The sequence below is a fragment of the Sphingopyxis sp. genome (genome assembly GCF_035686825.1).
Classification (GTDB): domain Bacteria; phylum Pseudomonadota; class Alphaproteobacteria; order Sphingomonadales; family Sphingomonadaceae; genus Sphingopyxis.
The window spans coordinates 252261-265446 of sequence record NZ_DASRYZ010000001.1; the positions used below are offsets into that span (position 1 = coordinate 252261).

General features: G+C 67.5%; 12 protein-coding genes. 6 read left to right on the top strand and 6 right to left on the bottom strand.

Features of this window, described 5'->3' with window-relative positions:
- Positions 1-20: 20 nt before the first annotated feature.
- From VFG17_RS01060 to VFG17_RS01075, 4 genes are all read left to right on the top strand, one after another.
- Positions 21-905 carry a glycosyltransferase family 2 protein gene (locus VFG17_RS01060; RefSeq protein ID WP_325027624.1) on the top strand — a complete coding sequence of 295 codons (885 nt, stop codon included), beginning with the start codon at positions 21-23 and terminating at the stop codon, positions 903-905.
- A 101-nt stretch (positions 906-1006) separates the two neighbouring features.
- Positions 1007-1528, top strand: coding sequence for a helix-turn-helix domain-containing protein (locus VFG17_RS01065; protein WP_325027625.1), 522 nt, complete (start codon positions 1007-1009; stop codon positions 1526-1528).
- A 75-nt stretch (positions 1529-1603) separates the two neighbouring features.
- Positions 1604-2728 carry a sensor histidine kinase gene (locus tag VFG17_RS01070; protein ID WP_325027626.1) on the top strand — a complete coding sequence of 375 codons (1125 nt, stop codon included), beginning with the start codon at positions 1604-1606 and terminating at the stop codon, positions 2726-2728.
- A complete protein-coding gene (locus VFG17_RS01075; protein WP_167922178.1) occupies positions 2725-3531 on the top strand; it encodes a LytR/AlgR family response regulator transcription factor in 807 nt (268 codons plus the stop codon). The genes VFG17_RS01070 and VFG17_RS01075 overlap by 4 nt, the downstream gene beginning before the upstream one ends.
- A 130-nt stretch (positions 3532-3661) precedes the next feature.
- On the opposite strand, the gene ribA is transcribed toward VFG17_RS01075, so the two are convergent.
- From ribA to VFG17_RS01095, 4 genes are all read right to left on the bottom strand, one after another.
- A complete protein-coding gene (gene ribA / locus VFG17_RS01080; protein ID WP_325027627.1) occupies positions 3662-4735 on the bottom strand; it encodes a GTP cyclohydrolase II in 1074 nt (357 codons plus the stop codon).
- Complete coding sequence (locus tag VFG17_RS01085) at positions 4732-5526, bottom strand: exodeoxyribonuclease III (RefSeq protein ID WP_325027628.1); 795 nt, start codon at positions 5524-5526, stop codon at positions 4732-4734. Before VFG17_RS01085 ends, ribA begins: the two co-directional genes overlap by 4 nt.
- Before the next feature lie 380 nt (positions 5527-5906).
- Complete coding sequence (locus VFG17_RS01090; RefSeq protein WP_414712913.1) at positions 5907-6548, bottom strand: LolA family protein; 642 nt, start codon at positions 6546-6548, stop codon at positions 5907-5909.
- 109 nt (positions 6549-6657) lie between these two features.
- Positions 6658-8970, bottom strand: a complete 2313-nt coding sequence (locus VFG17_RS01095; protein ID WP_325027629.1) for an FtsK/SpoIIIE family DNA translocase — start codon at positions 8968-8970, stop codon at positions 6658-6660.
- Between the two features lie 389 nt (positions 8971-9359).
- On the opposite strand from VFG17_RS01095, the gene VFG17_RS01100 reads away from it, so the two are divergent.
- A complete protein-coding gene (locus VFG17_RS01100; RefSeq protein WP_325027630.1) occupies positions 9360-10601 on the top strand; it encodes an FAD-dependent monooxygenase in 1242 nt (413 codons plus the stop codon).
- A 97-nt stretch (positions 10602-10698) separates the two neighbouring features.
- Positions 10699-11382: a sigma factor gene (locus VFG17_RS01105; RefSeq protein ID WP_325027631.1), complete on the top strand. Its 684-nt coding sequence runs from the start codon at positions 10699-10701 to the stop codon at positions 11380-11382.
- Between the two features lie 2 nt (positions 11383-11384).
- Here VFG17_RS01105 and VFG17_RS01110 read toward each other — a convergent pair whose 3' ends face one another.
- Both VFG17_RS01110 and VFG17_RS01115 read right to left on the bottom strand, forming a co-directional pair.
- Positions 11385-12035 carry an LON peptidase substrate-binding domain-containing protein gene (locus VFG17_RS01110; RefSeq protein ID WP_325027632.1) on the bottom strand — a complete coding sequence of 217 codons (651 nt, stop codon included), beginning with the start codon at positions 12033-12035 and terminating at the stop codon, positions 11385-11387.
- A complete protein-coding gene (locus tag VFG17_RS01115) occupies positions 12035-12946 on the bottom strand; it encodes a tetratricopeptide repeat protein (protein ID WP_325027634.1) in 912 nt (303 codons plus the stop codon). The genes VFG17_RS01110 and VFG17_RS01115 overlap by 1 nt, the downstream gene beginning before the upstream one ends.
- Positions 12947-13186 lie beyond the last annotated feature (240 nt).

Here is a 13186-nt window from a genome sequence, read left to right on the forward strand (position 1 = left end):
CGGGTAGGACGATCGGCGAGATGGGGACCGAAGCTCTCGATTCGACCGCGCCGCCGCGGGTGTCGATGGTGATGCCCGTGCACAATGGTGCGCGCTGGCTCGCCGAGGCGATCGCGTCGGTGCTGGCGCAGGATTTCGGCGATTTCGAACTGATCCTCGTCGACGATGCGTCGCGCGACGCCTCGCCCGCGATCATGGCGGAGGCCGCGGCGCGCGACCCGCGCGTGCGGCTGTTGCGGCTCGATACGAACGTCGGCCTGCCCGCGGCGCTCAATCACGGTTTCGCGGCGGCGCGCGGCGAACTGCACAGCTGGACCTCGGACGACAATCTGCTCCGGCCCCAAATGCTGGCTCGCCTCGTCGCGGAGCTCGACGCGCAGCCCGGCGCCGATATCGTCCATGCCGATTTCATCCTGATCGACGATGCCGGCAGGGAAATCGGGCACTCGCGCGTCGGCCCTGTCGAGCGGTTGCTCCACGGCAATAATGTCGGCGCCTGCTTCCTTTATCGCGCGCGCGTGACCGAAGTGCTCGGCGGCTATGACACCGCGCTGTTCGGCGTCGAGGATTACGACTTCTGGCTGCGCGCGGCGCGGCGCTTCACCTTCGCCACGCTGCACGAGGATCTCTACCTTTATCGCAAGCATGGCGGCAGCCTGACGAGCCAGCGCGCCGAGCATATCCAGGCGCTGACCGCCGAGATCGTCGAACGCGCGATGCCCGACGCGCTCCCCGTGCGCAGCCGCAGCGAAATCCTGCTCGGGCTCGCGCTGCGCAGCCAGCATCGCTGGCGGTTCGATCTGGTGCGCCGCGCCTTCCGCGCCGATCCGGCGCATGTCGCGGCGCGGCTGCCCGCGATCGCGCGCTGGTCGCTCGTCGTCGCGCGCAACCGCATCGCCGCCTGAGCCGGCTCTTGCGAAACGCCTCGCGCGTTTGAGTTGCGAAATGCAACCAAGGCCCTATATTTTTTTGGCACGCCGGCAGATTTTACGTTAGGGCATTGGGCATGGGAAAATTACGCGAAGTATTGAACGACCTGCATGGGGACAATTGCGCCCTGCCGCTCGCGCTCGAGGCGATGGGCGAGCGATGGTCGTTCATGATCCTGCGCGCGGCGTTCAACGGCGTGCATCATTTCGAAGAGTTCCAGCAGGAACTGAATATCGCGCGCAACATATTGTCGAACCGGCTGTCGAAGCTGGTCGATCATGGCATCATGGCGCGCGAAGTGATGGCCGAGGACCGGCGCAAGGTCCGCTACCAGCTCACCGACAAGGGGATCGAACTGCTCCCCGCGATGATCGCGCTGCGCCAATGGGGCGAAAAATGGGGCGCGGGCGTGCCGTCGACCCCGGTGCTCGTCGATGCGCGCGACGAACAGCCGATCGGTCCCGTCACGCTGACCGCGCACGACGGGCGGGTGATCGGTTACAAGGAATTGCTGTGGAAGCATCGGTCCGAACTGCAGCCGCTGGGGCAGGCGCGCGTGCGCGCCGACAATCCCGCGACGCCGGTCGCGGCCGAATGATGCACCCCGCCGCCGTCCGCGATCGCGCGCACGGCCACTGACACGGTCATTGACATAGCCAACGCACGGACCCTCATGCCGCTGTTTCGCCTGACTTCGCCCGGGCCCTTCTTCGACAACAAGGTCCGGGCCTTCTGGAATTTGCAGATATTGGGCTGGGCCGCGTGGCTCGGGCTGCGCGGCGTGTCGGGGCTCGCCAACGGGCAGGCCTTCACCTTTTTCATCCCGCAGACGATTTCGGCGATCACCGGCTTTTCGCTGACGCTGATCCTGTCCGTCTGTTACCGCGCGCTGATCAGCCGCCGCCCGCTCCTGATGTGGGGGGTCAGCTTCGGCCTCGCGGGGGTCGCGACCGCGCTCTGGGCCTTCATCGACGCATGGGTCGCGCAGATTCAGAACCCGGACAGCGAAGCGGGCTTCACCAGTCTTTTGCTCGGCGCGATGTATATCGACGCGACTTCGCTCGCGGCCTGGTCGGCGCTCTATTTCGCGATCAACTATTTCCTCCAGCTCGAGGAACAGAATGACCGCGTGCTGCGGCTCGAGGCGCAGGCCGCGTCGGCACAGCTCGCGATGCTGCGCTATCAGCTCAACCCGCATTTCCTGTTCAACACCTTGAACAGCATCTCGACGCTCGTGCTCCTGAAGCAGGCCGAGCCCGCCAACGCGATGCTGTCGCGCCTCTCGGCGTTCCTGCGCTACACGCTCGCCAACGAGCCGACCGCGCAGGTCACGCTGGCGCAGGAGATCGAGACGCTGAAGCTCTACCTCGACATCGAGAAGATGCGTTTCGAGGAGCGGCTGCGTCCCCATTTTATGATCGATCCCGCGGTTTCGCGTGCGCGTTTGCCGTCGCTTTTGCTCCAGCCGCTGATCGAAAATGCGATCAAATATGCGGTGACGCCGCAGGAGGAAGGCGCCGATATCACGATTTCCGCACAGTTGGCCGGTCAAAATGTCCGGATCACCGTGTCCGACACCGGCGCGGGATTGTCAGCCGACCCCTCGGACCCCACCACTGGCGTTGCAACGGAATCGACCGGTGTGGGTTTAGCCAACATCAGGGACCGGCTGGCGCAGGCTTTTGGCGATCAGCAGAGGTTCGACGTCCATATGGGCGCTGATGGCGGATTCACGGTCGTGATCGAGTTTCCGTTCCAGCCCGACGGGCAAATGACGATTGGAACCGAACGCACATGACGATCAGAACCATCCTGGTGGATGATGAAAAATTGGCGACCCAGGGCCTGCAACTCAGGCTCGAAGCGCATGGTGATGTCGAAATCGTCGACACCGCACAGAACGGCCGCGAGGCCATAAGAAAGATCAAGACCCACAAACCCGACCTCGTTTTCCTCGACATCCAGATGCCGGGGTTCGACGGCTTTTCGGTGATCCAGGGGCTGATGGAGGTCGAGCCGCCGCTCGTGGTCTTCGTCACCGCCTATTCGGACCATGCGATCCGCGCCTTCGAGGCGCAGGCGGTCGACTATCTGGTGAAACCCGTCGAGCCCGAGCGGCTCGCCGACGCGCTCGACCGCGTCCGCCAGCGCCTCACCGAAAAGCGCGGTGCGGCCGAGGTCGAACGGCTGAAGACCGTGCTGGCCGAAGTCGCGCCCGAAGCGGTCGAGGATTATGATGCCGAGACGCAGCCCGACGCGCACGCCGCCGACCGCTATGAAAAGATGATCAACATCAAGGATCGCGGCCAGATCTTCCGCGTCGACGTCGACAGCATCGAGCGCATCGACGCCGCGGGCGACTATATGTGCATCTATACCGCCGACAACAGCCTGATCCTGCGCGAGACGATGAAGGACCTCGAAAAGCGGCTCGATCCGCGCAATTTCCAGCGCGTCCACCGCTCGACGATCGTCAACCTCAGTCAGGTCAAGCAGGTCAAGCCGCACACCAACGGCGAATGCTTCCTCGTGCTCGGATCGGGCGCGCAGGTGAAGGTCAGCCGCAGCTACCGCGACGTCGTGGCAAGGTTCGTGCACTGATATTTTCTGCCTGACGGCAGAAGCGGCACCGGCCCGCTCCCCCTCCCGGCCTCCCTAGGTTACTATGGTCGGGGAGGCCGGGAGGGGGAGCGGGCCGGTGCCGCTTCGTTCCCGCGAGCGGGAACGGCAGTTAAAGCTGGTGCCCGGTCCGGTCGCGCTTCGTCGCGAGATATTGCTCGTTATACTTGTTCGTCGGCAGCGCGAGCGGAATGCGTTCGACCACCTCGACGCCTTCCTCTTCGAGCCGCGCGACCTTCTCGGGATTGTTCGTCATCAACCGGATGCGCGGCACGTTCAGCAGTTCGAGCATCCGCCCGGCGATCGCGAAATCGCGCGCCTCGACCGGGAAGCCGAGCCTGAGGTTCGCGTCGACCGTGTCATAGCCCTGGTCCTGCAGCGCATAGGCGCGCAGCTTGTTGACGAGCCCGATCCCGCGCCCTTCCTGCCTCAAATAGAGCAGCACGCCCCACGGCGCGTCCGCCATCGCATGGAGCGCGGCGTGGAGCTGCGGCCCGCAATCGCATTTGAGGCTGCCGAGCACGTCCCCGGTCAGACATTCGCTGTGCAGGCGCACGACGGGCGGACCCGCGTCGCGCTTGCCGATGATCAGCGCGATATGGTCGGACGCCTCCTCGGGCGAGCGGAAAGCGACGATCTCGGCCCTCTCGCTCGCGGCGACGGGCAGGCGCGCGCGCGCCGCGATCTCGAGCCGGGCAGGATCGAGCAGCGCCGCGACATCGCCGACGCTGCATTCACTCTCGGCTTCGCCCACCGCTTCGCGCACGAAGAAGGCGGGGAGCAGGCCGGCGTGGCGCGCCATCGTCATCGCCGCCGCCGCCGCCGCATCGCCGCCGGTTGCGACGGTGCGGAAGGGCCCCTTGAGCGGATTGGCGAGATCGAGCGCCGGGTCGGCGATCGCGAGCGCCCCGGCGACCGTGTCGCCCGCGCCCGCGCCCGCGAGCCGCACGGGGCCGGGCGTCGCGGCGGCGCGCTGGTTGGTCAGCTTGAGCGTGACCGCGCGCTCGCCCGAAAGGAGCAGGTCCTCGCCGGCGAATTCGGCGAGCCCCGCATCGCGCGCGCTCTCGACCGCGAGCAGGTCGAGCGCGCCTCCCGCGTCGATCACACGGAAGGGCCAGCCGCGCCGCAGCGCATCGATCGCGCGCGCCGCGCGCCGGGCGCCGCGCCCCTCCGGCGCATCGCTCAAAAGTCGAACTCGGTGATCAGCGGGATATGGTCCGACGGCCGTTCCCAGCTGCGCGCCGGCTGAACGATGCGGTGCGACACCGCCTTCGCCATCAGGTCGGGGGTCACCCACATATGGTCGAGCCGGCGGCCGCGGTTCGACGCCTCCCAGTCCTTCGCGCGATAGCTCCACCAGGTGTAGAGCGGCGTCGGCGCTTCGATGAAGTGGCGCCCGAGGTCGACCCAGTTCGACGCCGCCTGCAACCGGCCGAGCGTTTCGACCTCGATCGGCGTGTGGCTGACGACGTCGAGCAGCGCCTTGTGGTTCCAGACATCGCTTTCGAGCGGCGCGACGTTGAAATCGCCCGTCAGTACCGTCGGGGTGCCGTTCAGCGCCCCCGACCATTCGGTCATGCGGCCGAAGAAGTCGAGTTTCTGTCCGAACTTGGGATTGAGGTCGCGGTTGGGAATGTCGCCGCCCGCAGGGATATAGACATTGTCGAGTCGCACGCCCGACGGCAGTGTCACCCCGACGTGGCGCGCCTCGCCATTCGCCTGCCAGTCATATTTGCGCACGTCGGCGAGCGGCACCTTGCTGACGATCGCGACGCCATGATGCATGCGCTGGCCGTGGGTGACGATATGTTCATAGCCCAGCCGCCGGAACATCTCGGGCGGGAAGAGCCCGCATTCGACCTTGGTTTCCTGAAGGCAGAGGATGTCCGGGGCTTCTTCGCGCAGGAATTTTTCGACGATGCCGATGCGTGCGCGAACGCTGTTGATGTTCCACGAAGCGATGCTGGTGCGAGTCATGGGGTCGGCTCTATCGGCGCGGAAGGTTGTTCGCAATGCCGGTTGCGGGCTGGTGCCGCCTGCCGCGTCAGCGGCCGCAAAAACGTTCCGGACAAATTAAACCCCCGTCCCAGGGGCGGTGGAACGGGGGTTCAAGGTCAGCGTTCGTCACGCTCTTGAATGAAGGTGCCTGGCAACCCGGGTGGGGCAACAGGGGGAAACCCAAATCCGGGGCCGTGTTGGCGCCTTCGAGAGTTGAAATAGCCGGTGTTCCCTGTCGCCAAGCTGAACAAAAAGGCGCCCTTGGCGCCGGTCCTGCAGTTCGTCGATAGCTGGCGACGGTTGGTCTGGAAAAATGGACGCCGGTCGTGAGCCGGACCGACGCCATGACAGCAAAAGGGTTAACGGCCGCGCCGCTTCGGGCGGGGATCGGTCCAGCGGAAGGCCGAATCGGCGACCGCGACGTTGAACTTCTGATTGCTGAGGTCGATCCGGGTGCGGTTGTTCTGCGAATCGAGCGCGACCCAGCCGCGCAGGCGCAGCCCGCCCGGCGCCGCGCCGTCGCGGACGAACACCATGGTGATCGTGCCATATTCGGGGCGCTTCGGATCCTTGACCTCGACGCTCAGCACGTCGTCGTTGCCGGTCGGCAGGGTCTTGGCATATTTCGACAGGTCGCGATCGGGGTCGAGCAGCGCGCCGAGCGGCGAATTCTTCACCGGCCAGCTCTGCACCTGGTTGACCTCATAATCGATCATGGTGAGCCGGCTGCCGTCGCCGACGATCAGCAAGGGCACGCCCTTTTGATACTGGAAGCGGATCTTGCCCGGACGCTTGAGGGTCAGCTTGCCCGACACGCGCTGGCCGTTGCGATCCGTCTGCACGAAGTCGGCGGTCATCGAACTGGTCGATTTGAGGTGCGACTGCACCGACGCCAGCGCGTTCGCCGACTGGGCGATCGCGGGCGCGCCGACGGCGAGCCCCGCGACGGCGGCGGGGGCGAGCATCCAGGCGGCAAGGCGGGTCATCGTCTTCTTGGTCATTTGGCTCTCATTCTCGTTTTTTGCGGCCCGTTTTTCGCAACCGGGCATTGAACCCGCGCTGAACCCCGCGGTTAGACGCTGTTCAAGTCGCGGGGCGGGAAAAGGTTCCTCAGCGCGGCTGGCCATATTGGTCGGTGAGCACGTCGCGGCGGCCGACATGGTTGGGCGGGCTGACGATGCCTTCCTCCTCCATCCGCTCGATCAGGCGCGCCGCGCTGTTGTAGCCGATGCGGAGTTGCCGCTGCAGCCAGCTGGTCGAGGCTTTCTGGCTCTCGGCGACGATCTGGCAGGCCTTGGCGTACATGCGGTCCTCGGCGCTGTCGCCGCCCGCAGGCGCGCCCTCCATCGCGAAGCCGCCGTCCTCGGGGTCCTCGGTGACGCTTTCGACATAGTCGGGGCGGCCCTGGCCCTTCCAGTGATCGGCGACCGCGCGCACTTCGTCGTCGGAGACGAAGGGCCCGTGGATGCGCGTGATCTGCTTGCCGCCGGGGACGTAGAGCATGTCGCCCTTGCCGAGCAGCTGTTCGGCGCCCGCCTCGCCGAGGATGGTGCGGCTGTCGATCTTCGACGTGACGTTGAAACTGATGCGCGTCGGCAAATTCGCCTTGATCACACCGGTGATGACGTCGACCGACGGGCGCTGGGTCGCGAGGATCAGGTGGATGCCCGCCGCGCGCGCCTTTTGTGCGAGCCGCTGGATCAGGAATTCGACCTCCTTGCCCGCGGTCATCATCAAATCGGCGAGTTCGTCGACGACGACGACGATCTGCGGCAGCGGCTGATAGTCGAGCGTCTCTTCCTCATAGACCGGCTGGCCGGTGTCGGGGTCGTAGCCCGTCTGGACGCGGCGCCCGAGCGATTTGCCCTTGGCGAGCGCACCGCGCACCTTGTCGTTGTAGGATGCGAGGTTGCGCACCGACAGCGACGACATCATCCGGTAGCGGTCCTCCATCTGCTCGACCGCCCATTTGAGGGCGCGGATCGCCTTCTTGGGTTCGGTCACGACGGGGGCGAGCAGATGCGGGATGTCGTCATAGACGCTGAGTTCGAGCATCTTGGGATCGATCATGATCATCTTCACCTGGTCGGGACCAAGGCGATAGAGCAAGGACAGGATCATCGCGTTCAAACCGACCGACTTGCCCGACCCGGTCGTGCCCGCGATCAACAGGTGCGGCATTGGCGCGAGGTCGGCGATCATCGCGTCGCCGCTGATATTCTTGCCGAGGATGATCGGCAGCGCGCCGGTCTGGTCCTGGAACAGCGCGCTGCCGATTATTTCGTGCAGCACCACCGCTTCGCGCTGCGCGTTGGGCAGCTCGATGCCGATGACGGTGCGCCCCGGGATCGGCGCGATGCGCGCCGACAGCGCCGACATGTTGCGCGCGATATCGTCGGCGAGGTTCGACACGCGGCTCGCCTTGGTGCCCGGCGCGGGTTCGAGCTCGTACATGGTGACGACCGGGCCGGGGCGCACCGCGGTGACGACGCCCTTGACCTGGAAATCCTCGAGCACCGATTCGAGCAGCCGCGCGTTGCGCTCGAGCGCCGCCTTGTCGATCTGTCCCGCCGGCCGGTCGGGCGCGGGGGCGAGCAGGTCGATCGAGGGCAGCTGGTAATTGGTGAACAGCTCGGTCTGCGGCTTGGGCCGGGGTTTCGAGGGCGCGCTACGCTGCGCCGGATCCGCGATCTCGGGCGGGGCGCGGTCGACGGGCTCGGCCACGGCGCGCGGGCGCACGGCGGGCTCCAGCGGGCTCGGCACCCGGTCGTCGGCGCGCGGCGCGCGGACGGGCTCGGCGATGCGGCTGCTGGTCGCGGCGGGCAGGCGGAAGCGCGACGCCCAGCCTTTCTCGAGCCGGAGCGCGCGCCACGCGAGCCACAGCCCGAGCCCGACGAGCAGCAGGATCGTCGCGAAGCGGATCAGCGCCGCGGCGGGCTCGCCCGCCTGCGCGAAGAGCGGCGCGATCGCGCCGCCGAGCAGCAGCGCGATGATCCCGCCCCAGCCCGCGGGCAGCGGTGCGTTGGTCGCCGGCGACCAGAGTTCGGCGCCGAGCCCGACGAAGAGGATGCCGATGAAGCTGTAGGCGAGCTGGCGCGGCCAATAGGGCTGCGCTTCGCCCGTCCACAGCCGCCAGGCGATGATGCCGAGCAGCGGCAGCAACAGCGCGACGCCGACGCCGCCGATCGACAGGCCGAGGTCGGCGAACCACGCGCCCGCGCTGCCCATCCAGTTGGCGGCGGTGCCGTGCGCCGCGGTGTTGAGCGCGGCATCGGTGCTGTCGTAGGTGATGAGGGCGAGCGTCAGGAACAAGGTGAAGAGCCCAAGCGCCACCGCCGCCGCGATCACCATCGATCGCGCGATGCTTTGGCGGAAAACGGTGCGCCAATCGGCCTTTGCGGGTGCGGCCTTGCGGCTTGCCATGCTCTCTTCCGGTCCCTGTGAGTTGGTCCGGCGATATGCGCATGCGGCGGACTCGTCGTCAAGCGCGGCCCCGCGCTCGCCCACAGCCTTTCCAACCGTCCTGCCGCACGAGAGCCTGTTTCCCCCAGAGGGAAGCGTTGTGACGGAGCCGATTTTGGCCCAGTGCGAGGCGAGAGGAGGGAGCGATGCGGAAGCATCGTGACCGACGAGCAACGTGGCAATGGGCCAAAATCGGCCCGCCCCATATGGGTCGTTCCGGGAAGCCCGCTGGGGGCGTCGCGGGGCTGGTACGGGCCACCGGCCCGTGCGGCGCCCCGCTTCTACCCAGCGAACTTCCCGGAACGATCACAACGCTTCCCTCTGGGGGAAACAGGCTTTAGGGCGAAGCGATGAAAGAAACGCTGCGCAGCGATGTCCTGATTTCGGGCGGCGGCCTTGTCGGCCAGGCGCTCGCGCTTGCCCTCGCCCATCACGGCCTGTCGGTCCAGATCGTCGATCCCGCCGACCCGGTGACGACGATCGCGCCCGGCTTCGACGGCCGCGCCTCGGCGATCGCGAGCGCGACGTGGCAGATGTTCGAAGTGCTGGGGATCGCCGATCGCCTCGCCGGCCACGGCTGCCCGATCCGCGCGATCAGGGTGGGCGACGGCGCCCCCGACAGCGGGCGCGGCGGCGAACTCGATTTCGTCACCGCTGAGGGCGACCCGCCGCTCGGCACGATGGTCGAAAACCGTCAGCTCCGCCTCGCGCTCGCCGCCGCGCTCGCCGATGCGCCGCTGGTGCGCCGCTGGATGCCCGCCACCGTCGTATCGCGCGCGATCGACGGTCATGGCGTCACGCTGACGCTCGCCGACGGCACGAAGCTCGCGGCGCCGCTGCTGATCGTCGCCGAAGGCCGCCGCTCGCCGACGCGCGACGCTACGGGGTTCAGCATCGCGAACTGGTCCTACCATCATCACGCGATGATCGGCGCGGTCGCGCACGAAAGGCCGCATGGCAACGTCGCGCACGAAATCTTCTATCCGTCGGGGCCTTTCGCCCTGCTGCCGCTCGTCGACGACGCGCAGGGGCGCCACCGCTCGGCCTTCGTATGGACGGTGTCCGAGAAGGACGGCCCCGGCTTTGCCAAGCTGGGAGAGCGTGGCTTCATCGCCGAACTCGAAAAGCGCGCGGGCGGCGTGCTGGGCGCGATGAAACTCGTCGCGCCGCGCATGACCTATCCGCTCGGCTTTCACCACAGCGCGTCGATCGTCGCCGAGCGCATCGCACTCGTCGGCGATGCGGCGCATGGCATCCATCCGATCGCGGGGCAGGGGCTCAACCTCGGCCTGCGCGACGTCGCGGCGCTGACCGAAGTGCTTGTCGAGGGCGCGCGGCTCGGGCTCGACCTCGGCGATGCGGCGCTGCTCGCGCGTTATCAGCGCTGGCGCGGGCTCGACAATATGATGGTCAGCCTCGCGACCGACGGGCTGACGCGGCTGTTCGGCATCCCGGGGCGCACGGCGGCCGCGATCCGCCGCACCGGGCTCGGCGCGGTCCAGCATATGCCGACGCTCAAGCGCTTCTTCATGGATGAGGCGCGCGGTGAGGCTGGCGACCTGCCGCGCCTGCTCGCGGGCGCCGAGATATAGGTATTACCACTTAGGCGTCCGGCAGGCTGCGGCTAAGCATGACCGCCTATCCCTACCCACGCGGCAAGCACGCCGCGGGCAGGATGGGGGCAGGGCCATGTCGGCAAAAAGCGATGCGCTCGAAACGGCGGTGGCCGACTATATCCGGGCGCGCACCGCGCTCGACGCGGCGCCGGGCGCGCGGGCACGCGGGCGCGCCGATCGCAGCTTCGCGCGCCTCGCGGCGCTGGCGGCGCCGCGGATACGCTATTTCACGCGTCGCTACGGGCTGGTCGACGTCGCCGAGGATGCGGCGCAGGTGTGCGCGATCGCGCTCCACCGCGCCGCCGAACATTATGATCCCGCGCGGGCGCGCTTCACCACCTATGTGAACTGGCAATTCCGCGCCGAACTGCAGGCGCTGCGCCACCGCCTGCACGGCGACCAGCGGTGCGCCGGCCGCCGCCGCGTCACCGCGACGCTGTCGCTCGACGCCTTGTTGGCGGAGGGCATCGACGCGTGGCTGGTCGATCCCGCCGCCGAAATCGAAACCGAACAGGGCGCCGCCGACAATCTCGCCGCGCGCCTCGCCGACCGGTTGGTCGCGGATTGGGCCGACCGCCGCCGCGCCCGGTCATGCGGATCGCGCGGCGACGCGCGGCTTGCGGCCGAGAAGGCGCTCGTTCGCCAGCATCTGACGGCGAGCGATGCCGCCGCGCGCCTGCACGAAAGCGACCGCCATGTCGTGCGCCGCGCGCTTGCCGACATCGCGCATCACGCGCCGGGCCGCGAGTTTCACTAAATTCATTGCAGCGTGGCGCGCCCGTCGTCGCTGTCGAAGCGGCCGAAGAATTGCATCAGCTGGACGACCAACTCGGCGCGTGCGTCGATCGGCGACGCTTCGAGCAGCGCCTGCTTCGCCGCCGCGTCGAAGGGCGCGACCTGCGCGATGCCGTTGACGAGCGTCGCGTCGTCGAGCTGGCCGACCGAATCCCAGTCGACGACATAACCCTGCCGCTGCGCAAATCGCTTCGCCTCGCGCTCGAGGCTCGCGCGCTCGATACTTGCCAGCACGGCGTCATCCTCGGCCTCGACCTCGATCTCGGCCTCGACCTGCCGGAAGGGCGTCGTGACGTCGAGTTCGCGGCGGACGCGAAAGCGCGCGACGCCTTCGAGCACCAGGTTGAAGCGTCCCTCGTCGAGCGCCTCGACATCGACAATCCGCCCGACGCAGCCGACGTCGTAAAGCGCCGGCGGCTCGCGATCTTCCTCGCCGGGAATCTGGCGCGGCTGGATCATCCCGATCTGGCGGTCGCGCGCCAGCACCTCCTGCACCATCGCCGAATAGCGCGGCTCGAAGATGTGCAGCGGCAGGTGCAGCCCGGGGAACAGCACCGCGCCGGTGAGCGGAAAGATCGCGATCCGCTGGATGGTCAAAGGCGCGTCGGTGTTCATCAGCCGAAGAGGATCAGCGACAAGCGGCGGCGCTGCGCCGCTACCCACGGGTCTTCGAGCCCGACGGCCTCGAACAGCGACAGCAATTTCGCGCGCGCCGCATCGTCGTTCCACTCGCGGTCGGCGGCGACGATGTGGAGCAGATTGTCGGCGGCGGCATCGCGCTGGCCCGCGCCGATCTGCGCGCTCGCAAGGTCGAAGCGCGCCTGATGGTCGCCGGGGTTCGCCGCGACCGCGCTTTCGAACGCGGTCAGTTCGCCCGCGTCGGGCGCATCGGCGGCGAGCGCGAGCGCGCTCTTCGCCTGCGCGATCGCGGGATCGGCCGCGATCTCGGCGGGCAGCGCGTCGAGCGCAGCCTGCGCGCTTTCGGTATCGCCCGCGAGCAGCAGCGCGCGGATCAGCCCGCCGTGCGCCGCGGCATTGTCGGGCGCCATGTCGACGATCTGCGCAAAGATGCTCGCGGCGCGCGCGCCGTCGCCTTCGGCGAGCACGTTTTCGCCCATGTCGATCAGCGGCGCGATCTCGACCGCCAGATCCTTCGCCGCGCTCTCGATCGGCAGCTGCGCGAGCAGCTGGTCGAGAATCGCCTTCAGCTGGCTTTCGGTGCGCGCGTTGGTCAGGTTGGCGACCGGCTGGCCCTGAAAGATCGCATAGACGGTCGGGATCGACTGGACCTGGAACTGGCCGGCGATAAAGCGATTCGCATCGACATCGACCTTGACCAGCACGACGCCCTTGTCGGCATAATCGGCGGCGACCTTTTCGAGCACGGGGCCGAGCTGCTTGCACGGGCCGCACCATTCGGCCCAGAAATCGAGGATGACCAGGCTGGTCATCGACGGTTCGACGACATCCCGGCGAAACGCTTCGACGGCTTCCTTTTCGGTGGGGTTCAGACCGAGCGTGGCCACGCGATAATGCTCCTGTTTTTGATTTCCGTCGTTTCCGGGCGGGCGGAAAGGACTCTTGCCCCGCTTATGTGGGATTTGTCGCCCATATGCCAACCCTCCAGAGAAAAAGCGCATTCAGGGGTTGCCGAGTCAAAAAGCCGGTGCTAATCGCCCGCCTCACCCGCTGGAACCGACCGGTTTCCAGCCGCCAGAGCGGGCGTAGCTCAGGGGTAGAGCACAACCTTGCCAAGGTTGGGGTCG